Source organism: Microvirga yunnanensis (genome assembly GCF_025460875.1).
The window spans coordinates 1-21,359 of record NZ_JAMXFI010000140.1; the positions used below are offsets into that span (position 1 = coordinate 1).

Sequence of the window (21,359 nt, forward strand, 5' to 3'; positions counted from 1 at the left end):
CCAGTCGATGCGCTTCGCCTCCTCGGCCCAGAAGCCCTCCGGATCCTTGACCGAGGCCTCGTACTTGGCCCGGTAGCCCGCGTCGTCCAGATAGGCACGGTGGGTCCACTCGGCCGGCACGTCGTAGACAGATAGCGTCGCAACAGGAGCTGCAATGTTCATGCGCTTGCCTTTCCCAGTCGCCCCTCTCCTTTGTCCCTGTGTTGCTTCTTGGCTTCGGGACTTGCGCGCCATCATACTGAGCCGACAATTCGTCGAATTGAGGCAGATCAAGCGAGCCGGTCTCAAAGACTTGTAAGAAAGTATGATGGCCGGAGGATCGCGATGAGGATCGAAAGGGCATGACCGCGCACCGAACGTCTGGGCGGCGAAGCGGCGTGGCCGTCCATTACGTCGGTCTCACCCGCCGGATCGTCTCCGCCGAGCGAACCGGAGCCGCCGACACGCAGCTCGGCCTGGTTCTCACCTTCGTGGCGGGCGCCACCAACGCGGGCGGATTCCTGGCCATCGGGCAGTACACCTCGCATATGTCCGGGATCTTCTCCGCCATGGCCGATCATCTCGCGCTGGGGGCGGTCGGCTTCGCGCTGGTCGGTCTCGGCGCGCTCCTGGCCTTCATGGCAGGCGCCGCCTGCTCGGCCATGCTGATCAACTGGGGCCGGCGGTCGGGCCGCGGCAGTCGGTATGCCCTGCCGTTGCTCCTCGAGGCTGTGCTGCTGCTGGGCTTCGGCCTGTTGGGTACACTGGTTCGCGATGGCCCCGGGCTCGTCCTCGTGGGGGCACCGCTGCTGTGCTTCATCATGGGTCTCCAGAATGCCACCGTGACCAAGATCTCCGGTGCCCGCATCCGGACGACCCATGTGACGGGCATGGTCACCGACCTCGGCATTGAGCTCGGAAAGCTCGTCTATTGGAACCGGGACCGCTCCGACGGCGCGGCTCCCGTCGTCATGGCCGATCGGGCTAAGCTCCGCCTGCTGGCCGGGCTGCTGGGATCGTTCTTCACGGGCGGCGTGATTGGGGCTCTCGGATTCCACTACCTGGGCTACGTGGCCTGCATCCCACTCGCCGTCCTGCTGCTGCTGCTGGCCGGACCCTCGCTGCTCCCGCATCCCGCCCCGACAAGCCTCGGGTAGGGTCGCCATCGTCCGGCCCCGGTGAACCGGGCGGTGGACATGGGCAGACCGTCGGCGCAAGCTGCTCGGGTGGCATGAGAACACGCCCATGGCCGATCCAAGGCCCAGGTCACTGCGGCGGCTTGCGGTTGTCGTGGCCGTCGACGTCGTCGGCTCCTCCCGTCTCATGGAGCAGGACGAGCCAGGAACGCTCGCGGCCATCCACACGGTCTTCTCGGACATCATCGAACCCGCCGCGGCGCGGCATCAGGGGCGGCTGGTGAAGACAATGGGCGACGGGGTGCTCCTCGAGTTCGCCAGCCCCGTCGAGGCGGTGCTGTGTGCGGTCGAGGCCCAGACCGCGGTCACCGATCTGGAAGGGGACCAAACCGCGGACCGGTTGATCCAGCTTCGCATGGGCATCAACCTTGGCGATATCGTGCTGGATGAGGGCGGCGACATCCTCGGGGACAGCGTGAACGTCGCCGTCCGCTTGGAGGGTGTGGCCGATCCCGGCGGCATCTGCATCTCCGGCAAGGTGTTCGATGAGCTCGAGGGCAAGCTGTCCCTGCCGTTCGAGGACCGGGGCGAGGAGCGCCTCAAGAACATCGCCCGGCCCGTCCACGTCTATGCGTTGAAAGCGGGGGACATCTCGCCCCGCGAGCCGAAGGCAGCCCGGCCAGGCCAGGACCAGACCGACAAGCCCTCCATCGCCGTCCTGCCGTTCGCCAACCTGAGCGGTGACCCGGGTCAGGAGTACTTCGCCGACGGGATCACGGACGACATCATCACGGCCCTGACGAAAACCCGCTGGCTGTTCGTTACGTCCCGCAGTTCCTCCTTCGCCTTCAAGGGCAAGGCCGTCGAGACCGAGCAGGTCGCCCGTCGCTTGGGCGTCCGTTACATCCTCAGCGGCAGCGTGCGCCAGAGCGGGTCCCGCGTCCGCGTCTCGGCCCAGCTCACCGAGGCGGAGACCGGCAGCTCCATCTGGGCTGAACGCTACGATCGGGATGTCACCGACATCCTCGCGCTCCAGGATCAGGTCGCCGAGGAGGTTGCGGGAGCCATCGAGCCCGAACTCCTCAGGATCGAGGGCCAACGCGGCGCGGACCGGTCGCAGAGCCTGACCGCCTGGGATCTCGTCCGCAGGGGCATGTGGGAGTTCCACAAGATCCGGCCCGTCTCGCACCACCGCGCCCGCGAGCTGTTCCTGAAGGCCATTGAGGACGAGCCCAACTCCGCCGATGGTTACATCTGGCTGGCGCGGGTTGAGGCCGGTCTTGCCGCTTACGGCTGGGGGAGCGATCCGGAGGCTGGTCTGCGGAGTGGGATGGAGGCCGGCTTGAGGGCTGTCGAGCTCGATGCGAAGAACCCCTACTCGCACTATGCCGTAGCCGTGACTCATGTCTTCGGCGGCGAGTACGAAACCGCCATCCGGGCCGCTCAGCGCGCCATCAGCCTCAGTCCCAGCTTCGCCCTGGGGTCCCTGGTGCTTGGGCCTGCATATCTGAGCACCGGGCGCCTGCGGGAGGCGATCGCGTCGCTGGAGCATGGGCTGCGGCTTTCCCCCTACGATCCGCAGAACTTCACGTGGCTGTTCCTGTTGTCCGTAGCCTACACCTTCTCGGGGAATGCCGAGGCCGGGCTGGACACGGCACGCCGGGCCCTGTCGGTGCGCCCGCACTGGATTCCCGCCCTCAAGATGATTGCCCTGTGCTGCACGCGACTTGGCGACCGCCAGCAGGCTCGCTCCGCGGCATCTCAGGTCCGATCCGCCGCCAAGGAAGGCGATCTTGCCCGGCTGATCCCGTTCCCCAATCCAGCCTGGATCGATGAGATCGAGCAGGCGGTTCAGAATGCACTCGGGAACGGGCACCCTCGGTGAGCGTTCCCGCCGTGGATCCAGTGCCCCACAGTGATGTCATCGGGACGCATCGCCAGACGGCCCCATTCCTGCCGGGTCTCGCCCGCTCGCTACGGTCGCCCCGGCCTCAGGAGAAGCTGAGATCGACAGGCCGCTCACCGCGCAGCTCCCGCAGCGTCGCCGCGTTCGGGCAGTACCCACCGTAGGTCAGGGACGCCTGTCCGCACTCGAGATCCCGTTGGCAACGGGCAACGACCGCACATTCCGAGCAGGTCACGCTCATGTCGCGCATCAGCGCGGGCTGCTCATGCCAGATCCTTTCGGGGTCGAGGGAGAGGGTCCGCATCAGCCGCGGCAGCTCCGCGCCTCCCTGCGCGCCCCGCGCCACGAGGCGGACCACCACGTCCTCCGGAACCCCGATATCGCGGGCCAGTGATTCCCTTTGGTCCGGTCCGAGGGCATCGAATTCGTGCGTCCGCACCCGGTTCAATCGCCATTGCCTGATCGTCGCTGCCAAACCCATGGTCGCCTCCCATGTTGCCGGGCAAGGATGCCCGAGGCCGCAGGTCCGGACGTTGCTCCAGCGCAAGCAAACGGCGCTTTTCACAGGCTCAGGCCGCTGCGCGCGGGCCCGTGAACACCTTCCAGTAGGCCAGGGCGAAGCCGAGGAACGCTCCTGCCCACGCACCGCCCGCCACGTGCAGCAGCGCGTCGCTCCAGGTTGGATGGATCGCGGCGCAGACCCGCGCGAGCGCGGCCGCGACGAGCAGCAGGTAGAGGCCCTGCATGGAGGCCGTCGCGACAAGCGCCCTCCCCGTATGGCCGAGGCTCGCCCGCGACATCACCGCCAGGGTCATGATGCCCATGGCGCCACCCGACCAAGCGTGGATCCCGGCCGCGCTGGACAGAAGCCCAAGGGAGGCCAGTCCCGTCAGCACAAAGCCGAGCGGCACGAAGGCGTAGGCGACGTGCAGGATCAGGACGAGACGGTCGCGCCAGGTGCGATCCCCGGCCCAGCGGCCAAGCCGTATGGCCTGGAGCATTCCGGCGGCGATCAGGGCAGCGCCGGTCACGTTCCGGTCAGGAGCGGCAATCCACATCACGAGGCCGACGCCCGCAGCGATCATGGAGATGACGTCGAAGGTGCCGAACGAGGCCGGCAGGCGGCCAGGGTTCTCGCGCGCGAGCCAGTTGCGGGTGAAGCTCGGGATGATGCGCCCGCCGACAAGCATGATCAGCATCATGGTGGCGGCGATGCCGAGGCGGATGCCGATGTCGGCGGCACCTGCGACATGCGCCTCGACGTGGAAAATGAAGTTGCCGACGGCAAGGATGCCAAGCGCGACCAGGATCTTGAGGTTGCGCCAATTCCTGCCCTTGACGATCTCCCGACCCATGGCCGCCGCGACGATCAGCAGGAACGTGTTGTCGATGACCGCCGCGGCCTCCCAGCCGATCCAGGCCGAGGTGGTGACGGCGAGGCGCCCGGCGCCCCAGGCCAAAACGAGGACGAGCAGCGGCCGGCCCTGAAGCGGCATGCGTCCGGTCCAGTTTGGCACCGCGGTCAGCAGGAATCCGGTGATCACGGCCGGGAGATAGCCGTAGAGCATCTCGTGGACGTGCCAGTCGCGCGGCGCGAAGGCGGTCGACAGCTCCAGTTCGCCGTAGAACATCGGCAGCCAGGCCAAGATCGAGAGGCCGGCATACAACGACCCGAACAAGAAGAACGGTCGGAAGCCGTAGGAGAGAAGCGCGGGACCGTTGTAGTCCCGCAGGCGGGGAATAGGAGCCATAATCGATCCTCCCGCATCACATTTACGAAAACATTGGCGCCGCCGCGGCAGGATCGTCACGGCGACACATGAAACGAAATAAGTGTTACTTGGCGGCGGTCTGGGTCGACGCGAGCTTGTCGAAGAGAGTCGCGAAGGCCTGCTTGGCCTTGCCTGGATGCGAGGCGGCCTTGGCCTGGTCCACGTTGGTCGCGTCGCCGACCACGATCAGTCCGACCATGCCCATGCCGTAGTGCGGCTTGCACTTGTAGCCATACGCGCCAGGCTTGTCGAAGGTGATGGCCAGTTCCTCGTTGACCTTGCCGACGAACTTCTGCCCGCCCTCGGGCAGCATGCCGTCGATGACCTCGACGTTGTGACCCTTGTCCGCGGCGACGAACTTCACGGTATCGCCTGGGCTGATCTTCACCAGCGCCGGCTCGAACACCATGACGCCCTCAGTGCCCTTGTTGAGCATCTTCACCTCGACCTCGGCCGCGCTGGCTGCACCCGCGAAGCCGAGGGCTGCCACGATGGCGCCGAGCACGATGACCTTCTGCATGATTGTCTCCTATTGCATTGCGAAACCGATGAGCTCCTGTCCGAAGCTCTTGGGAAGGTGATAAGCCTTGCCCGAACAGGCGTGATTGATCTGGCGCAAGGAGTTGGCGCTTTTGCGCGAGAGGCGCACCCGGTCAGGTGTTTTGATTGCGCCGTGGCAAGCAGGGCGAGTACAGGTATTCGAACGGAACGTGGGGCTCGGCCGTTGTCCCGGTATGCCTTCCGGAACGCAGGCACCGAGCCTGCGGACCGCTTCGGTAAGGGCAGGTGAATGGCCAACGTCGATCGTTCCCTCGTCGAAGGACTTCCGCTCTTCGCCGGACTGGCGCCGGAGCAGATCGACGGGATGCTCCAGGAGGCGCAGTCGGTGCGCTATCCCAGGGGAACGAACGTGTTCCAGCAGGACGAGGAGGCGCATTCGTTCTTCGTCCTGCTGCATGGGAACCTGCGGGTGTTCAAGCTCACCCCCGACGGGCAGCAGGTGGTAGTCAGGTTCGTCACGCCGGGCGAGGTGTTCGGCGTGGCCATGGCCATCGGCCGCAGGACCTATCCGGCAACCGCGATGGCGGTGGTGGACAGTATCGCCCTGGTCTGGCCCTCGGCCGCGTGGCCCCGCCTCGTGGCGATGCATCCCGGCCTGGCTGTCAACACCCTCCAGTCTGTGGGCAGCCGGCTCCAGGACGCCCACACCCGCGTGGTCGAGATGTCGACCGAGCAGGTCGAGCGCCGCATCGCCCATGCCCTGCTCCGGCTGGCGCAACAGGCCGGGCGCAAGGTCGAGGCGGGGGTCCAGATCGACTTCCCGATCACGCGCCAGGACCTTGCCGAGATGACGGGTGCCACGATGTTCACCGTGAGCCGCGTCCTGAGCGCCTGCGAGAGCCAGGGTCTCGTCGAAGGCGGACGCCAGAGGATCATGATCCGCGAGCCGCACAAGCTGCTGCTGCTTGCCGAGGGCTCGCCTGGCTGAACAAGCCTTGGCGGACCATGCGGCGCAACGGGTCCGTCAGGATCGGACGGGCCCTGCATTGGCCTCCGAACGGGCAGCCGTCCTGAGGTCGGCCAGGAAAACCGCGTGGTCGATATCGTGTTCGCGACAGGCGTCCTCGACGGTATGGAAGCAGGCAATCGGGCATCCGACGCAGTGCCTCCTCGTCGCGCAGGGCATCACCGGCCTCGAGATAGCGGTCGGTCAGCAGCTCGGCCAGGGCCACCGGATCGGTCACCGTCTCCATCGCGGGCGCCGCCGCCCCCATGGCGATCGGCGATCGCTCGAGCTCGTCCGCGTGCCGCCTCGCCTCGTCCACGAATGCCTGGAGGCGAGCGCGCTCCTGCGCGGCCGCCATGGCCACAAGGTCTTCGAGCTGGTCGGCAAGCCGCCGCTCCAGCACCGCAAGGTTCACGGGGCCGTCCGCGTCCACCGCCCCGGCGTACGTGCGTTCGGCATGGAAGGCGCTCCGCCGCTCCCGCCGCAGGGTCGCCACATGCCCCAGTTCCTCGTGCGCCATGGCCTCCGCCGCCTGGCGGATTTCGGACACCACCGCGTGGGCGGCGACATAGCTCCAGAAGGCGAAGGCGCGCTCCTCGTTGCGTACCGCCATGGAGAGCACGCGGTAGGCGCTGAGCAGGCGGGGGTGGGCCGCCGCAGCGCCCTCGTCATCGAAGGTCTCCGGAAATTCCCAGCGGATCCGGGCCGGATCGGGGGCCTGCCCCTTGGTCCTCTCCGACCAGTGCACGACGCTGGCGAGATGGTCCCGTTCGTCGGCGGACAGGCGCTCGAACACCTCGGCCAGCGCGGGATCGCCCTCCTGCCGCATGCGCACGGCGATCCCGGCATAGCGAGTTGCCGCCTCCTGCTCCATAGCGGCGGCGATGGCGAACAGCTCCTCCATGGACTTTACGGAGTCTGCGGGTTCCCGCTTCAGCAGCGACATCGTCCTCTCCTGGCAATTCAGGAACATTGACAGGTCATCTTTCCTGCGGTGAGTTTGATGCAGATCAATGTTCGCCCGACCGCACGAAGCATGATGGTTGTGGGCCATGCGAGATCGATTTCAACGGCCCCGGAAAGATCGCGGCCTTCCATGGGAACCGATCCGATCCAAGGCCGCTGAATATTTTCTGTTCGGAAGCACAAACGCTATCTTGGACGGTCCCCCGTTGGCAAAAGCGCGCTCGCTCGACCCCGACCGACGTCTTGCGAATACAGGTCGCCAGGCAGGGTTCGCATTGCGGATCATGGCGCTGCTGGGGGCCGTGATGCTCTTCCTCTGGACGGGCCCCGGCATGGCAGCGGGGCGGGTGATGGAGTTCCTCCCCAAGGCGCAGCCGTCCGAGTTCTTCCCCGGGGCTGACCGCTTCGGAGCGCCTCAGGGCAATCCGCCGCTCGTCCATCAGGGCGACCGCCTGCTCGGCTACGTCTACCTGAACTCCGACTTCACCAGCGCGGTCGGCTATTCCGGCAAGCCGGTCCAGATCCTCGTCGGCATCGATCCGAACGGCGTCATCACCGGAATCAAGCTCGTCGACCATAAGGAACCGATCGTCCTCGTTGGCATTCCCGAGCGGCGCATCGTTGCCGCCGTGAACACGCTGGTCGGCAAGAACATGAAGCCGATCGCGACCGGCGCGGAGCGTCCGCCCCAGGTCGACATCGTAAGCGGCGCGACCGTGACGGTGCTCGTCATGAGCGACAGCGTCGTGCGCTCTGCCGTGCGGCTCTTCCGCAGCGGCCGCCTCGGCACGGGCGGACAGGCCGCCGCATCCGCTGCCCCGCAAGCCGTGAAGATCCTCGATCTGTCGAAGAGCGAGGTCCGCGACTGGCAGACCCTTCTCGGCGATGGCTCAGTCCGCCGCCTGTCGCTGACCATCGGCGAGGTCAACGAGGCCTTCGCCAAGGCCTTTTGCCGCTCGGCCGTGCGCCCAAGGCGGACGCTCAGCTCGTGACCTGGCAGGGCCAGGCCATGGGCGCCGTGGCGACGATGCAGGTCCATCACCACGATCGTGCCGCCGCCGGGCGCCTGATCGAACGCTCGCTCACCGAGGTGCGTCGGCTCGAAGGGGTATTCAGCCTCTACCGCGATGACTCGGCGATCGCGACCCTCAACCGGCAAGGAATCCTCGTCGCGCCGCCCGCAGATCTCGTCACGGTCCTCAAGGAGGCCAGCCGCTACGGGGGCCTGACGGACGGCGCCTTCGACCCAACGGTGCAGGCGCTGTGGACCCTCTATCGGACGCATTTCTCCGAACCGGACGCTGCCCCCGAGGGCCCGCCGGCGGCCGAGGTGAGCGCGGCCCTAGCCAAGGTCGGATTCGACCGGGTCGTCTTCGGTGCGGACCGGATCGCCCTCCCCCGGCGTGGCATGGGCCTGACCCTGAACGGCATCGCCCAGGGCTACGCTACCGACCGGGTGGTGAACCTCCTGCGCGCGGAGGGGATCGAGCACACCCTGGTCGACATGGGCGAGCCGCGGGCCATCGGCGCGCATCCGTCGGGCCAGCCCTGGCGCGTCGGCATTGCCGACCCGGACCGGCCTGAGAGGATCCTCGAAACGTTCGACGCCATCAACCAGGCAGTCGCCACCTCCGGCAGCTACGGCTTCCGCTTCGATCCCGCGGGTCGCTTCAACCACCTGTTCGACCCGCGCACCGGCGGAGCGGCGCACCTGTACCGCAGCGTGACCGTCGTGATGCCGACGGCGACCGCCGCCGATGCCCTGTCGACTGCCTTCAGCCTGATGCCGCCCGACGGGATCGGCCGGGTGCTGGCCCGTCTGGGAACGGGCCGGGTGCACCTAGTCACGGCGTCGGGAGAAAGGCTGGTCGTTCGCGCGTGACGCCACAGGGACGGTGGCCCGGGAATGGCCGCCGTTGCCGATCATTGACCCGCTCGGGCACCGGGAGGCCTGGCGGTTCAGCCTATGACTTCCCGGATATCAGCCGCACGGTCCCGGCCGTGCCCCGACCACTCCCACCGAAGGAGCCTTCCATGCGTGTTGCCGTGATCCTCCCCCTCCTCCTCGTATTCGCCCCGGCAGCGGCCCAGGCCCAGGATGCTGCGGCAGGCGAGAAGGTGTTCGCCCCCTGCAAGGCCTGCCACCAGATCGGCGAGACCGCCAAGAACGCGGTCGGTCCCGAGCTCAACGGCGTTATCGGCCGCAAGGCCGGCACGGTGGAGGGCTACAACTACACCCCGGCCAACAAGAACTCCGGCCTGACCTGGGACGAGGCGACGTTCGCGGAATACATCAAGGATCCCAAGGCCAAGGTTCCCGGCACGAAGATGATCTTCCCCGGGATCAAGGACGAGCAGAAGATTAAGGACCTGACCGCCTATCTGAAGCAGTTCGATGCTTCGGGCAAGAAGGCCTCCGCCCTCACGACAGGACATCGGTTCGCGGCTTGGTGAATGGCCGGGGCGATCCTGGCGCGAAACTTCAGAACAATCACCGAGCCGCTCCCGCAGGGACTCGGTTCTCCGGCAGGACTGTAAGATGCGACAGCCCCCATGGGGACAGAACCAACCTGATACATGCAGGGGGACGAGGTGTCCTCGAGCAGCGTGATCCGGACGCCGTCCGTGATGACGACTCCGTTCTCGACCGACATCACATCTCGCCGTTCGCCTGCGGACTGCATCCGCGAGCCTCAACGCTACCGGGGTCACGGTAATCGAGAAGATCGCGCCTACCAGGATCGGGCCATGGCCTCGGTGTCCGAGCCCGGGCCACCCCGTGAAGACGCTCCGTCGCCGAAGCCATGACGTCTCAGGGAGCTCCGCAGACAATCCTCCCCTGGCTCCGGTTTCGTACCGGCTCTCCTAGGGGATTTACCGGAGTTGGGACGAGGCATGGATGGGTCCATTCTTCCCGCAGGGGCGAGATCCCGCTCCGTGGGGGCCTGACATGGTGGAGCGGAGGGCACCGCCCCGGTCTCGTAGGCAGTCAACGGCAGGGTGCAAGCCGATACCGCATCGCGTCGCAGGGAGGACGGTTGACGTCGCACCGCTGGCTGCCAGTTAAAAAGCTTAAGCATGAATGTTAGACTTGCGCCTCCGGCACCACCCGCCCTGACAGGATGAGAAACGCCGCCAAAGTTCACATGATCGAATGTCCCCGTCCCCACGAAGTGAGATCGACATGGTTCAGCAGCTAACCTCCGGCGAACGCCAGACCGCCCTGGTGATCCTCCTTTGCCTCTTCGTCGTCGGCGTGGCCATGGCTGCCGCCGGAGGTTCCGATCCGCTCGGCATGCACGGCGTCGTTGTCCTTCTCTTCAGCACCGGCCTCGCGGCCCTCGTCATGCGATCCTTTTACGAACCCGAACCGGGCACGGACCGCCGGACGCAGTATTACGACGACCCAATCAAGGTCGGCATCGCCCTGACCCTGGCCTGGGCGATCTTCGGCATGTTCATGGGCGTCTGGACGGCCGCGCAACTGGCGTGGCCGGACCTCGCCTTCGACGCCGGTTGGTCGACCTTCGGGCGCCTGCGCCCGACGCACACAACCGGCGTGATCTTCGGGTTCGGCGGCAATGCCCTGATCTCGACGGCGTTCCACGTCGTGCAGCGGACGTCCCGCGCCCGGCTGGCAGGCCAGATCAGCCCGTGGTTCGTGCTGCTTGGCTTCAACCTCTTCTGCACCCTCGCCGTCACCGGCTACCTCATGGGCGTGACCCAGTCGAAGGAGTACGCCGAGGCGGAATGGTACGCCGACCTGTGGCTGGTGGTCGTCTGGGTCACCTTCTTCGTGCTCTTCCTGCGCACCATCGCCCGGCGCAAGGAGCCGCACATCTACGTCGCCAACTGGTACTTCATGGCGTTCATCGTCGTGGTGGCCATTCTCCACATCGTCAACAACCTCGCCATCCCGGTCTCGTTCGGCCAGGCCAAAAGCTACACAATCTGGGCTGGCGTGCAGGATTCCATGGTGCAGTGGTGGTACGGCCACAACGCGGTGGCGTTCTTCCTGACTGCCGGCTTCCTCGGCATGCTGTACTACTACCTGCCTGTCCGAGCGCAGCGCCCGATCTTCTCCTACCGGCTGTCGATCCTCAGCTTCTGGGGTATCACCTTCTTCTACATGTGGGCGGGTTCGCACCACTTGCACTACACCGCCCTGCCCCACTGGGTGCAGAACCTCGGCATGACGTTCTCGGTGATGCTGCTCGTTCCCTCCTGGGCCTCGGCCGGCAACGCGCTGCTCACCCTCAACGGCGCCTGGCAGAAGGTCCGTGATGACGCGACCCTGCGCTTCATCTTCGTGGCGGTGGTCTTCTACGGCCTGTCGACCTTCGAGGGATCGTTCCTTGCGATCCGGCCGGTCAACGCGCTCTCCCATTATACCGACTGGACCGTTGGGCACGTTCATGCCGGGGCGCTCGGCTGGGTGGCGTTCATCACCTTCGGCTCGATCTACACCCTGGTGCCCTCGCTGTGGAAGCGCGAGCGGATGTATTCGCCGGGGCTGGTCGAGGTCCACTTCTGGCTCGCCGTCGCCGGCACCCTCATCTACGTCTTCGCGATGTGGAACTCGGGCATCCTCCAGGGCCTGATGTGGCGCACCTACACGCAGGAGGGCACGCTCGCCTATTCCTTCCTCGACTCGCTCGTCGCCATGTACCCGTACTACATCGCGCGCGCCTTCGGCGGCCTGCTGTTCCTGCTCGGCGCCATGGTCGCCGCCTTCAACATCTGGATGACGGTGCGTGCGGTACCCGCCGCCGACAGGCGGGCGGACGTGCCGGACACGGGGCTGGCCCCCGGCACCGCGGCGACCCCGGCGGAGTGACCCCATGGCCGAACTGTTTCACCGCAAGCTCGAGCGCACCGCCATCGGCTTCGTCGTCGCGATCATCGCCGCCGCCAGCGTCGGCGGCCTCGTCGAGATCGCGCCACTCTTCACCATCCACGAGACCGTCGAGGAGGCACCGGACCTGCGCCTCTACACCCCGCTGGAGTTGGCCGGCCGCAACATCTACGTCCGCGAGGGCTGCTATGCCTGCCACAGCCAGATGATCCGCACCCTGCGGGACGAGGTCGAGCGCTACGGCCCCTACTCGCTGGCGGTGGAGTCCAAGTACGACCACCCGATGCTATGGGGTTCGAAGCGGACGGGTCCGGATCTCGCCCGCATCGGCGGCAAGTACTCCGACTTCTGGCATGTCGCCCACCTCACCAATCCGCGTTCCGTGGTGCCGGAGTCGAACATGCCGGCCTACGGCTTCCTCGCCCGCACCGCCCTGGAAACGGAGGATCTCGGACGGCATCTGCGGGCACAGCGGTCGCTCGGCGTGCCTTATACGGACGAGATGATCGCGAATGCCGCCGGCGACGCCTTCGGGCAGGCGGCGCCCGACAGCCCGTTCGCGGCCGGGGTGACCCAACGCTATGGCGAGAAGACCCAGGTCAGCGGTTTCGACGGGGTGGTTACCCAGCTCACCGAGATGGACGCCCTGGTCGCCTACTTGCAGGTGCTCGGGCGGCTGACCGATGCCGCCTATTCCAACACGGCCGCGCCGCAACAGGCGCCCAATCCCACCAATTGACGATGGGCAGGAGGACGGCTGATGGATATCGACCATGACACCCTCGTCGGATTCTCCAAGAGCTGGGGGCTGTTCTACCTGATCGCGTTCAGCATCTGCGTGGTGGTCTATGCGTTCTGGCCAGGCAACCGGAAGAAGTTCGACGACGCCAAGCGGAACATCCTGGGTAAGGACGACAGGCCATGGCAGTAGAGGAACGCGATCCCGTCAGCGGCCGCCCGACGACGGGGCACGAATGGAACGGCATCAAGGAGCTCGACACGCCCGTGCCGCGCGGCGTGCTGATGTTCATCATCGTCACGCACGTGTGGGCGCTGCTCTGGTGGATCCTGATGCCGACCTGGCCGATGATCACGACCTACACCAAGGGTCTGCTGAACACCAACCAGCGCGAGATCGTGGAGCAGGATCTGACCGCAGCCCAAGCCCAACGGGCGGCCTGGATGAAGACCATCGAAACGTCGAGCTTCGAGGAGATCCTCGCCAACGAGGATCTGATGAAGATTGTCCGGACGACCGGCCGCCAGCTCTTCGGCGACAACTGCGCCGCCTGCCACGGGGCCGATGGACGGGGCCGCGCCAACTATCCAGACCTGACCGACGAGGACTGGCTCTGGGGCGGAGGACCGGAGAAGATCGCCGAGACCATGCGGATTGGCATCAACTCCACCCATCAGAACACCCGAGTCGCTCAGATGCCGGCCTTCGGGCGCGACGCGATCCTCGACCGCACCCAAGTTGCCAACGTCGCGACCTATGTCCAATCCCTGTCCAACCCGGCGGTCTCCACGCCGCAGAACCTCGAGCAGATGAAGGCCGGTCGGGAGATTTTCCTCACCACCTGCGCGGCCTGCCACGGCGAGGACGGCAAGGGCAACCGCGAGGTTGGCGCCCCTAATCTGACCGATCAGTTCTGGCTTTACGGCGGCGACCTCCAGACCCTGATCAACACGATCCATGGTGGGCGGCAGGGCCACATGCCAACCTGGGATGAGCGCCTGACCCCGGCGGAGATCAAGATCCTGGCCCTGTACGTCGTGTCCTTGGGGGAGAAGCGGCCATGACGGCTAGCCTTATGGCGAAGCGGGCCAAGTGGCCTTTGCTGGCATGGCTCCTGGTGGCGGTTGTGCTGCTCGTCGTGGTGGCCGCCAACGCGCATCTCGTCTACGTCGCGGTGGCCTCCCAGCCCGACTGCGTTGCCCACCTGAAGGAGGCCGGCTCCCAGGCGGGGGAATACCGGGCAGCAAAGCCCGCCTGTTGAGGACGATCGAGCGATGCACGGTTTCGGGGAAAACAGATGAGCGAAGCGGACAGATCGTACGGGTTGCTGAGCGAGACCTCCGGAATTGAGGAAACCCGCAACCCGGCGCGGCAGCGCCACCTGCCGGCACAGGCGGCACTCGACTGGTTGCAGGCGGGCTGGCGCGACCTTCTGGTCCAACCCGGTCTCAGCTTGGCCTATGGCATCGCGGTGTTTTTCATCACGCTCATCCTCGCCTGGACGCTGATCGCCTCGGGGCGGGACTACATCCTGTTCCCCGCCATCGCCGGCTACATGATCGTCGCGCCGATTATGGCCATCGGCCTCTACGAGAAGAGCCGCGCTCTGGAGGCCGGGGAGCACCCGACGCTGGGCACCATGCTGCTCGTGCGGCCCCGGGCTGGGGCGCAGATCTTCTTCACCGGGCTGCTGCTCTGCCTTCTCATGCTGCTCTGGAATCGAGCCGCAGTTCTGATCTACGCCCTGTTCTTCGGCGTCCGGCCATTCCCGGGGTTCGACGGGGTCGTCGGCATCCTTCTCACGACGCCGGTCGGTTGGGCGATGCTCATCGTCGGGACGCTCATCGGCGGGCTGTTCGCGGCCTTCGGGTTCGCGATTAGCGTGTTCTCGATCCCGATGCTGCTCGACCAGCGCACAGACGCCCTGACGGCGATGGGCACGAGCATGGCCATGGTGTGGAACAATCTCACCCCGATGATCGCCTGGGGCGCCGTCGTGCTGGCGCTGTTCGCGGTCAGCGCCGTGACCGGCTTCCTCGGCTTCATCGTCATCTTCCCGCTGCTGGGCCATGCCACCTGGCATGCCTATCGGGCGATGCGCTGATGCGCAGGCGAAGCGCCAGGCCTTGGGGAGGATGGCGATGACCTGTTGCGCGCCCGTCGACGTGCAGGCGGCGCTCGGGGAACCGAAGCTATCGGGGATCCTGCGGGACGAAATCCGGCTGGCCAGCCGCGACCTCGGCGACGGCACGCGGCAGACGGACCTATCGGTGCCTGGGGTGAAGTGCGCCGCCTGCATCGCGGCGGTGGAACGGACGCTGGCGAAGCTGCCCGGCGTCGAGGCCGCCCGGGTCAACCTGTCGACCAAGCGTGTCGCGGTCCGCTGGAACACCGCCGATGGCGGGCCGCCCGACCTGATCGGCGCCCTGCGCGGGATCGGCTACGAGGCCCACCTGTTTGCCCTGGAGCAGGATGCAAAGGATCCCGAACTGGCGCGCCTCGTCCGGGCGCTGGCGGTGGCGGGCTTCTGCGCGATGAACATCATGCTCCTGTCGGTGTCGGTCTGGTCGGGGGCCGATGCCGACACGCGCCAGGCCTTCCATCTGATCTCGGCCCTTCTCGCGCTCCCGGCTCTCGTCTACTCCGGCCGGATCTTCTATACCTCGGCCTGGTCGGCGCTGCGCCATGGCCGCACCAACATGGACGTGCCGATCTCCATCGGCGTGTCGCTCGCCTTCGCCCTCAGCCTCTACGACACGCGCCACAACGCGCCGCATGTATACTTCGATGCCGCGACCTCCCTGCTGTTCTTCCTGCTCATCGGGCGCATGCTCGACCATATGATGCGCGAGCGGGCGCGCTCCGCCGTCGCGGGCCTGGCGCGGCTCGCCCCCGCCGGTGCCACGGTCATCCGGGACGGGCAGCCGCTCTACCTCCCGGTGTTGGAGATCGAGCCAGGCGCCGCGGTGCTCGTCGCCGCCGGTGAGCGGATTCCCGTCGACGGCGTGGTCGAACTGGGCATGTCTGAGCTTGATTGCTCGCTCGTCTCGGGGGAAACGGCACCCCGATGGGCCGCCCCGGAGTCAGCGGTCCAGGCAGGCGTGATGAACCTCACGGGGCCGCTCACCATCCGGGCGACGGCGCGTGCCGAGAACTCCTTCCTGGCGGAGATGGTCCGCATGATGGAGGCAGCCGAGGGCGGGCGGGCCCGCTACCGGCGGCTGGCCGACCGCGCCGCGGCGCTGTACTCGCCCGTCGTCCACACGTTGGCCCTGCTGTCCTTCCTGGGTTGGCTGTTCGTCAGCGGGGATTGGCATGTGTCCGTCACCATCGCCATCGCAGTGCTGATCATCACCTGCCCCTGTGCCTTGGGCTTGGCGGTTCCCTTCGTGCAGGTCGTCGCCGCGCGCCGCCTGTTCGAACGGGGGATCATGATCAAGGACGGCTCCGCCCTGGAGCGCTTGGCCGAGATCGACGGCGTGGCCTTCGACAAGACCGGCACCCTGACGCTGGGTCGGCCCACCCTGGTCAATGCCGACGAGGTGGCGCCGACGGCGATGCAGGTTGCCTTGGGAATGGCCATGGGCTCGCGTCATCCGGCGGCACAGGCGATTGCCGCGGCCGCGGCGCAGCGAGTGTCTCAGGTCCCGGCGTTCGACCGGATCGAGGAGGTCCCCGGCCTCGGGCTCGAAGCCTGGCTGGGCGGGGTCACGTACCGGCTCGGCAGGCCGGACTGGGCGGCTGGGCAAGGGGCTTGGGACGACGCCTCCGCAGCCGCCTCGATTTCGGTCCTGGCGCGAGACGGCGAGCCGCTGGCGACCTTCATGTTGGAGGACCGCGTCCGCCGGGAGGCGCCGGAGACGGTGAGCAACCTGGCGCGTCAGGGACTGGCGGTGGAAGTCCTCTCCGGTGACCGTGAGGCTGTGGTCAAGAACTTAGCGTCGAGGCTTGGGATCCGTGACTTCGCGGCCGGGCTCCTGCCGGCGGACAAGGTGGCGCGGGTCGCGGCGCATGAGGCCGCAGGCCAAAAGGTCTTGATGGTCGGGGACGGCCTGAACGACGCGCCCGCCCTGTCGGCTGCGTACGTGTCCATGGCTCCCGCCACCGCAGCCGACATCGGCCGCAATGCCGCGGACTTTGTGTTCCTGAACGAAAGCCTGTCCGCCGTTAGCGATGCCCTTGGGATCTCACGCAGGTCCCGGCGGTTGATCTTCCAGAACTTTGCCCTGGCAGTTGGCTACAATGCCCTGGCGGTGCCCGTGGCCGTGCTGGGCTACGTGACGCCTCTGGTTGCGGCGGTCGCGATGTCGTCGTCGTCGATCATCGTCGTCGCCAACGCCATGAGGCTGTTACCGGCCCGCAAGGCCAGGTGAGGCCAAGGACCCGGAGGAGGATCGGATGGGTTCCATGTGGTGGTTGATCCTCATCGCGCTCGGCATGGGACTGGCCGGCCTGGCTGCCTTCCTGTGGTCCCTCCGCAATGGGCAATACGACGATCTGGATGGAGCGGCGGAACGGGTCCTTCTTGAAGAGGATCCGGGTGACGAAAGTCAGACCCGTCCGGAAAGGTGATGTTCCCCACATCTCGGGCCCCGTTCGACACCGGGGCGCGGCGCACAGCCTCTGTCAGATGAGGGCGCGGATCACAGCTACCAGTGTCATGCCGAGTGCCGCAAGACTCGGCACCAGCACGGCGGCGCCCGAAGCCAAGGCGAGGATCGCCACCCAGTCGAACGGCTTGTCAACGAAGCGAGGCACGATCTGCTCCTCCTTTCTGAATCGTATTCAACGAATCTCAAACCGCCTCCGTTCCAGCGGCTCCTTCACGCGGGTCGATGCCTCCGGCCCAAAGAGCGCGGAAACCGAGAGTGCGATCACGCGCGCCGGCCGGCAGGTTGGGACACAGGCATCGACGGATTTGAAAGGACACCAGCATCAGGAGGAGCAGCCTACCGCATTCGCGGCATCCTTGCACGCCTACGGAAAACTCCTGAGCCGGACGACAGTCGCTGCTTGATACAGATCAACCGCGGCGTGTCGCGGATGGCGTAAGGTGACCTCGTCACAACATCAGGCTTCACCATGCCCACGATCACGGAGCCGGTCCTTGTCGTCGACGATGACGCCGCCGTCCGGCAGGCGCTGAAGTTCGCCCTGGAACAGGAGGGCTTCGAGGTGCGCCTCTACGAGGATGGTGCCCAACTCCTCGCGGATGGAGCGCTGCCTCCAACCGGCTGCCTTGTCGTCGACCTCACGATGCCTGGAATGGACGGCATCGCTCTCATGGACAGGCTGCGCGAGCGTCATGTTGCGCTCCCCGCGATCCTGATCACCACGCCGGGTTCCCCGCGCCTGCGCGAGCGTGCCCTGCGGGCCGGCTTCCGGCTGGTGCTCGAGAAGCCCTTGGAAGACGGCGCCCTGCTCGAGGGCATCACCAGCGTCATAAGCCGCTGACCGATGTTCACCAACCTATAGGAGCTGCATCATGCTGACCGCCAACGACGTTATGACGACTCCCGTCATCACCGTTTCGCCCGAGACCCCGGTGCCGGATGTCGCCCGCCTCCTCCACGAGAGCGGCATCAGCGGAGCTCCCGTGGTGGACCCCGATGGCAAGGTGGTCGGCATTGTGAGCGAGGGCGACCTGATCGGTCATGCCGGCACGATCGGTGAGAAGCGCCGCTCCTGGTGGTTGCGGCTGCTCAGCGGCGAGGATGCCTTGGCGCGCGACTACGCCAAGACCCATGCGCGCACCACGAAGGACGTTATGACCGCCCGGGTGATCACCGTCCCGGACACCACGTCCCTCGCAGACATCGCCGGCCGGATGGAGAAGTACGGAATCAAGCGTGTCCCTGTGGTACGCGATGGGCGGCTCATCGGCATCGTCTCGCGCGGCAACCTGCTCCAGGCCTTGGCCGCCACGGACATATCGAAGGACGTGAGCGCCGACGACCGCACGATCCGGGAACGGCTTATCGCCGATCTGAGGGCGCAGCCGTGGGCTTCCATGCTGACCAAGAACATCGTGGTGGAGAACGGTACCGTCCACCTGTTCGGCTTCGTGCGCAGCGAGGAGGAACGGCGTGCTCTGCGGATCGCCGCCGAGAACGTGCCTGACGTAACCAAGGTCGAGGATCACCTCATGCGCCGAGAGCCGGGCGGCATTTAAGGGATCTGCCCCGGCAGTCTTGGGTAACCTGCATGCGACATTGCGAGAACGTGCGGTTTCCTCAACCATTGAGCTCGTCGGCGGCAGACATGATTTCCTCCACGATGGCAAGGGCATCGGCAGCCGTCGTCCTGTGGTTGACGAAGCACGCCCGCAGCGCAAACTGTCCGTTGATTGTTGCATTCGAGAGGTACACGCGGCCGCGATCGATCACGCGCCGAAGAATCGCCTCGTTGTCCTTGGTGCGATGGCGAAAGCATACTGCGCTCAATGTCACGGGCGACAGCACTTCCAGCCCCGGCTGCGTGGCAACAGCCTGCGCCAGCATCTGGGCATGGTGAAGATCCCGCCGGATGGCTTCGCGGAATGCCTGGCGTCCATGGTACTGGAGCGACATCCAGAGCTTCAGCGCTCGGAAGCGCCTGGAGAGTTCGAATGACTCGTCAAAGAAGGCGAAGGCCTCATCGCAATCCTGGTTGAAGATCCTCACATAGTCGCCACTGCCAGCGAAGGTCTGACGCGCACGAGCCGGATCGCCATAAAGCAGGCAGCCACAATCGAGCGGCTGGTAGAGCCATTTGTGCGCGTCCAACGAGAGAGAGTCTGCCGACGACAATCCTTGAAACTGTTCTGGCACTGCAAGGGCCGCCAAGCCCCCATAAGCGCCATCGACATGCAACCATAGACCTTCCCTGTGAGCGATCTCCGCGATCTCGCATAGGGGATCGATGGCGCCGGTCGCCACCGTGCCGGCGGTTGCTACGATGGCGATGGGAGTCCGATCCGCTCCCTTGTCCTCGACGATCGCCGCCTCCAGTGCATCCGTCCGCATCCGGAAGTCTTTGTCGACGGGGATGAGGCGAAGGTTCTGCCGGCCGATGCCCAACAGCGCGATCGCCTTGGGGATGGACATATGCACCTGCTCGGCTTGCAATTACCCACAATTCTGGCGTTGAACGGCAGCGCTTGCCTGGCTGAACCCGGCATGATTCCCTGTCTGGCTCCTCATCCCTGGAGAGAGGTGCCCCATGGACTGGGTTCTATCTCATCCCTCCCGTAATCATGCTCAGACCCGCAGGCCGGGATCATGTCAGGTGATCTCTGGCCCGCGAAGCTGCGGCTGTGCGGGTGCCACACCATGACGAGGGCCTCGCTCCCGGCACCCCACTCCCTTGACGATGCTGCGGATATCGTCGCCTGGGTCGATCGGGAGCTCGCCGGCTGCAGCTTGCCCGATCAACGTCTCGGCCGGCGCCTCCGCAAGCTTCTCGTCCAGATTGCCGGCGCCGTCGGAGGCAGCCTCCCGCTGGCCTGCCAGGACTGGGCCAACACCAAAGCAGCCTATCGCTTCCTGTCCAATGCCAAAGTCTCCGAGCACGCGATCCTTCAGGGCCACTTCCAGGCCACCCGCAGCCGCTTTGCTGCGGTCGATGGCCCGATCCTGGTCCTTCAGGACACGACGGAACTGTCCTACCAGCGCGCACAGCCCCAGCGGATTGGGTCCACCTGCCGGGTCAACAGCGGGCGCGACAAGGAAGGCCGCTACAGGATGCACACGGTGTGCGGGCTGCTGATGCACTCCTGCCTGGCCGTAACCGCAGAGGGGCTGCCACTCGGGCTGTCGGCGATCAAGGTCTGGACGAGAGCTCAGTTCAAAGGCACCAAGGAACTCAAGCGCAGGATCAACCCGACCCGGGTGCCGATCGACCAGAAGGAGAGCATCCGCTGGCTCGAGTGCATGAAGCAGTCCGTGGCGCTGTTTGGCGCGCCGGAACGCTGCATCCATATCGGCGACCGCGAGAACGACATCTACGAGTTCTTCTGCACGGCTCAGGCTTTGGGCACGCACTTCCTGGTGCGGACCTGCGTGGATCGGCTGGCGGGTGATGGCCAGCACACCATTGCGGACGAGATGCAGGAGGTGAAGGTCAAAGGACGGCATCAGGTTGAGGTCCGCAGCCCAAACGGCGCTGTGAGCCTGGCGGTGGTGGAGCTCAGGTATCGCCGCATCCATGTTCTGCCGCCGATCGGCAAGCAGAAGCGCTATCCGGCTCTCACCCTGACGGTGATCCACGCGCAGGAACGTCACACCCCCAAAGACCGGGCGCGGATTGACTGGAAGCTGATCACGGATCGGCCAGTGCGTTCCCGCGCCGACGCAATCCAGATGCTCGACTGGTACGCCATGCGCTGGAAGGTCGAGATGGTCTAATCACAAATGACAAATTCTGCCTGAGCCGCTTCGGACAGCTCAGGTTAAGTTGGTGGCGGTTGCCGTTGCACTTGCGCCAGCCGGAGCCAGGGAGTTGCCCTGTGCCGCAGAGCAG

General features: G+C 66.2%; 22 protein-coding genes and 3 pseudogenes. 17 read left to right on the forward strand and 8 right to left on the reverse strand.

Translation table 11 applies throughout. From position 1 onward, the window contains the following. Nucleotides 1-162: acetyl-coenzyme A synthetase N-terminal domain-containing protein (locus NF876_RS43265; protein WP_315975112.1), on the reverse strand; the 162-nt coding region annotated here is incomplete at its 3' end. A gap of 215 nt (nucleotides 163-377) precedes the next feature. Between NF876_RS43265 and NF876_RS37480 the strand changes: the two are divergent. Both NF876_RS37480 and NF876_RS37485 read left to right on the forward strand, forming a co-directional pair. Continuing rightward, nucleotides 378-1,091 (forward strand): annotated as a pseudogene (locus NF876_RS37480) (YoaK family protein); the annotation flags it as partial. A gap of 133 nt (nucleotides 1,092-1,224) precedes the next feature. Beyond that, nucleotides 1,225-3,000, forward strand: a complete 1,776-nt coding sequence (locus NF876_RS37485; protein ID WP_262273020.1) for an adenylate/guanylate cyclase domain-containing protein — start codon at nucleotides 1,225-1,227, stop codon at nucleotides 2,998-3,000. Nucleotides 3,001-3,106: 106 nt separating this feature from the next. Here NF876_RS37485 and NF876_RS37490 read toward each other — a convergent pair whose 3' ends face one another. The 3 genes from NF876_RS37490 to NF876_RS37500 form a co-directional block, all read right to left on the reverse strand. Then, nucleotides 3,107-3,502 (reverse strand): hypothetical protein, encoded by a 396-nt coding sequence (locus tag NF876_RS37490; RefSeq protein WP_262273021.1) that lies wholly within the window; start codon nucleotides 3,500-3,502, stop codon nucleotides 3,107-3,109. Between the two features lie 88 nt (nucleotides 3,503-3,590). After that, nucleotides 3,591-4,772 carry an NnrS family protein gene (locus NF876_RS37495; RefSeq protein ID WP_262273022.1) on the reverse strand — a complete coding sequence of 394 codons (1,182 nt, stop codon included), beginning with the start codon at nucleotides 4,770-4,772 and terminating at the stop codon, nucleotides 3,591-3,593. Between the two features lie 85 nt (nucleotides 4,773-4,857). Then, a complete protein-coding gene (locus NF876_RS37500; RefSeq protein ID WP_262273023.1) occupies nucleotides 4,858-5,313 on the reverse strand; it encodes a pseudoazurin in 456 nt (151 codons plus the stop codon). Between the two features lie 270 nt (nucleotides 5,314-5,583). On the opposite strand from NF876_RS37500, the gene NF876_RS37505 reads away from it, so the two are divergent. After that, nucleotides 5,584-6,282, forward strand: coding sequence for a Crp/Fnr family transcriptional regulator (locus NF876_RS37505; protein ID WP_262273024.1), 699 nt, complete (start codon nucleotides 5,584-5,586; stop codon nucleotides 6,280-6,282). A 36-nt stretch (nucleotides 6,283-6,318) separates the two neighbouring features. Here the strand turns inward: NF876_RS37505 and NF876_RS43950 are convergent. Both NF876_RS43950 and NF876_RS43270 read right to left on the reverse strand, forming a co-directional pair. Next, nucleotides 6,319-6,471: pseudogene (locus NF876_RS43950) on the reverse strand (hybrid cluster protein-associated redox disulfide (seleno)protein); the annotation flags it as partial. A 565-nt stretch (nucleotides 6,472-7,036) separates the two neighbouring features. Continuing rightward, nucleotides 7,037-7,354: pseudogene (locus NF876_RS43270) on the reverse strand (ferritin family protein); the annotation flags it as partial. 118 nt (nucleotides 7,355-7,472) lie between these two features. On the opposite strand from NF876_RS43270, the gene NF876_RS37520 reads away from it, so the two are divergent. The 11 genes from NF876_RS37520 to ccoS all read left to right on the forward strand — a co-directional run bounded on the left by NF876_RS37520 (nucleotide 7,473) and on the right by ccoS (nucleotide 17,432). After that, nucleotides 7,473-8,258 carry an FMN-binding protein gene (locus NF876_RS37520; RefSeq protein ID WP_373696777.1) on the forward strand — a complete coding sequence of 262 codons (786 nt, stop codon included), beginning with the start codon at nucleotides 7,473-7,475 and terminating at the stop codon, nucleotides 8,256-8,258. Beyond that, nucleotides 8,255-9,148 carry an FAD:protein FMN transferase gene (locus NF876_RS37525; RefSeq protein ID WP_262273025.1) on the forward strand — a complete coding sequence of 298 codons (894 nt, stop codon included), beginning with the start codon at nucleotides 8,255-8,257 and terminating at the stop codon, nucleotides 9,146-9,148. Before NF876_RS37520 ends, NF876_RS37525 begins: the two co-directional genes overlap by 4 nt. A 152-nt stretch (nucleotides 9,149-9,300) precedes the next feature. After that, complete coding sequence (locus NF876_RS37530; protein WP_262273026.1) at nucleotides 9,301-9,720, forward strand: c-type cytochrome; 420 nt, start codon at nucleotides 9,301-9,303, stop codon at nucleotides 9,718-9,720. A 730-nt stretch (nucleotides 9,721-10,450) separates the two neighbouring features. Continuing rightward, nucleotides 10,451-12,103, forward strand: a complete 1,653-nt coding sequence (gene ccoN / locus NF876_RS37535; protein WP_262273027.1) for a cytochrome-c oxidase, cbb3-type subunit I — start codon at nucleotides 10,451-10,453, stop codon at nucleotides 12,101-12,103. Nucleotides 12,104-12,107: 4 nt separating this feature from the next. Further along, nucleotides 12,108-12,860 (forward strand): cytochrome-c oxidase, cbb3-type subunit II, encoded by a 753-nt coding sequence (gene ccoO / locus NF876_RS37540; protein WP_262273028.1) that lies wholly within the window; start codon nucleotides 12,108-12,110, stop codon nucleotides 12,858-12,860. 21 nt (nucleotides 12,861-12,881) lie between these two features. Beyond that, nucleotides 12,882-13,052 (forward strand): cbb3-type cytochrome c oxidase subunit 3, encoded by a 171-nt coding sequence (locus NF876_RS37545; protein ID WP_262273029.1) that lies wholly within the window; start codon nucleotides 12,882-12,884, stop codon nucleotides 13,050-13,052. Continuing rightward, a complete protein-coding gene (gene ccoP / locus NF876_RS37550) occupies nucleotides 13,043-13,924 on the forward strand; it encodes a cytochrome-c oxidase, cbb3-type subunit III (RefSeq protein ID WP_262273030.1) in 882 nt (293 codons plus the stop codon). The genes NF876_RS37545 and ccoP overlap by 10 nt, the downstream gene beginning before the upstream one ends. Beyond that, complete coding sequence (locus NF876_RS37555) at nucleotides 13,921-14,121, forward strand: hypothetical protein (RefSeq protein WP_262273031.1); 201 nt, start codon at nucleotides 13,921-13,923, stop codon at nucleotides 14,119-14,121. Before ccoP ends, NF876_RS37555 begins: the two co-directional genes overlap by 4 nt. Nucleotides 14,122-14,157: 36 nt before the next feature. Further along, the gene (locus tag NF876_RS37560; RefSeq protein WP_262273032.1) at nucleotides 14,158-14,964 is read left to right on the forward strand and encodes a DUF2189 domain-containing protein; all 807 of its coding nucleotides are present in this window, start codon (nucleotides 14,158-14,160) and stop codon (nucleotides 14,962-14,964) included. Nucleotides 14,965-15,001: 37 nt separating this feature from the next. Then, nucleotides 15,002-17,233: a heavy metal translocating P-type ATPase gene (locus NF876_RS37565; RefSeq protein WP_262273033.1), complete on the forward strand. Its 2,232-nt coding sequence runs from the start codon at nucleotides 15,002-15,004 to the stop codon at nucleotides 17,231-17,233. A gap of 25 nt (nucleotides 17,234-17,258) precedes the next feature. After that, a complete protein-coding gene (gene ccoS, locus NF876_RS37570) occupies nucleotides 17,259-17,432 on the forward strand; it encodes a cbb3-type cytochrome oxidase assembly protein CcoS (RefSeq protein ID WP_262273034.1) in 174 nt (57 codons plus the stop codon). Nucleotides 17,433-17,486: 54 nt separating this feature from the next. Here ccoS and NF876_RS37575 read toward each other — a convergent pair whose 3' ends face one another. Then, complete coding sequence (locus tag NF876_RS37575) at nucleotides 17,487-17,618, reverse strand: hypothetical protein (protein ID WP_262273035.1); 132 nt, start codon at nucleotides 17,616-17,618, stop codon at nucleotides 17,487-17,489. 324 nt (nucleotides 17,619-17,942) lie between these two features. On the opposite strand from NF876_RS37575, the gene NF876_RS37580 reads away from it, so the two are divergent. Together NF876_RS37580 and NF876_RS37585 are read left to right on the forward strand one after the other, a co-directional pair. Further along, on the forward strand, nucleotides 17,943-18,314 hold the full coding sequence (locus NF876_RS37580) for a response regulator transcription factor (protein WP_262273036.1): 372 nt from the start codon (nucleotides 17,943-17,945) through the stop codon (nucleotides 18,312-18,314). Between the two features lie 31 nt (nucleotides 18,315-18,345). After that, a complete protein-coding gene (locus NF876_RS37585; protein ID WP_262273037.1) occupies nucleotides 18,346-19,032 on the forward strand; it encodes a CBS domain-containing protein in 687 nt (228 codons plus the stop codon). 61 nt (nucleotides 19,033-19,093) lie between these two features. On the opposite strand, the gene NF876_RS37590 is transcribed toward NF876_RS37585, so the two are convergent. Then, entirely contained in the window at nucleotides 19,094-19,951 is an 858-nt protein-coding gene (locus NF876_RS37590; RefSeq protein ID WP_262273038.1) for a pyridoxal phosphate-dependent decarboxylase family protein, read from the reverse strand. Nucleotides 19,952-20,119: 168 nt separating this feature from the next. On the opposite strand from NF876_RS37590, the gene NF876_RS37595 reads away from it, so the two are divergent. Then, nucleotides 20,120-21,244 (forward strand): IS4 family transposase, encoded by a 1,125-nt coding sequence (locus NF876_RS37595; protein WP_262273039.1) that lies wholly within the window; start codon nucleotides 20,120-20,122, stop codon nucleotides 21,242-21,244. Nucleotides 21,245-21,359: the final 115 nt, after the last annotated feature.

Bases quoted from the DNA above. Each gene is read 5' to 3' on its own strand.
- NF876_RS37485 (WP_262273020.1), top strand. From the start codon at position 1,225: ATGGCCGATCCAAGGCCCAGGTCACTGCGGCGGCTTGCGGTTGTCGTG.
- NF876_RS37490 (WP_262273021.1), bottom strand. From the start codon at position 3,502: ATGGGTTTGGCAGCGACGATCAGGCAATGGCGATTGAACCGGGTGCGG.
- NF876_RS37495 (WP_262273022.1), bottom strand. From the start codon at position 4,772: ATGGCTCCTATTCCCCGCCTGCGGGACTACAACGGTCCCGCGCTTCTC.
- NF876_RS37500 (WP_262273023.1), bottom strand. From the start codon at position 5,313: ATGCAGAAGGTCATCGTGCTCGGCGCCATCGTGGCAGCCCTCGGCTTC.
- NF876_RS37505 (WP_262273024.1), top strand. From the start codon at position 5,584: ATGGCCAACGTCGATCGTTCCCTCGTCGAAGGACTTCCGCTCTTCGCC.
- NF876_RS37530 (WP_262273026.1), top strand. From the start codon at position 9,301: ATGCGTGTTGCCGTGATCCTCCCCCTCCTCCTCGTATTCGCCCCGGCA.
- ccoN (WP_262273027.1), top strand. From the start codon at position 10,451: ATGGTTCAGCAGCTAACCTCCGGCGAACGCCAGACCGCCCTGGTGATC.
- ccoO (WP_262273028.1), top strand. From the start codon at position 12,108: ATGGCCGAACTGTTTCACCGCAAGCTCGAGCGCACCGCCATCGGCTTC.
- NF876_RS37545 (WP_262273029.1), top strand. From the start codon at position 12,882: ATGGATATCGACCATGACACCCTCGTCGGATTCTCCAAGAGCTGGGGG.
- ccoP (WP_262273030.1), top strand. From the start codon at position 13,043: ATGGCAGTAGAGGAACGCGATCCCGTCAGCGGCCGCCCGACGACGGGG.
- NF876_RS37555 (WP_262273031.1), top strand. From the start codon at position 13,921: ATGACGGCTAGCCTTATGGCGAAGCGGGCCAAGTGGCCTTTGCTGGCA.
- NF876_RS37560 (WP_262273032.1), top strand. From the start codon at position 14,158: ATGAGCGAAGCGGACAGATCGTACGGGTTGCTGAGCGAGACCTCCGGA.
- NF876_RS37565 (WP_262273033.1), top strand. From the start codon at position 15,002: ATGACCTGTTGCGCGCCCGTCGACGTGCAGGCGGCGCTCGGGGAACCG.
- ccoS (WP_262273034.1), top strand. From the start codon at position 17,259: ATGGGTTCCATGTGGTGGTTGATCCTCATCGCGCTCGGCATGGGACTG.
- NF876_RS37580 (WP_262273036.1), top strand. From the start codon at position 17,943: ATGCCCACGATCACGGAGCCGGTCCTTGTCGTCGACGATGACGCCGCC.
- NF876_RS37585 (WP_262273037.1), top strand. From the start codon at position 18,346: ATGCTGACCGCCAACGACGTTATGACGACTCCCGTCATCACCGTTTCG.
- NF876_RS37595 (WP_262273039.1), top strand. From the start codon at position 20,120: ATGTCAGGTGATCTCTGGCCCGCGAAGCTGCGGCTGTGCGGGTGCCAC.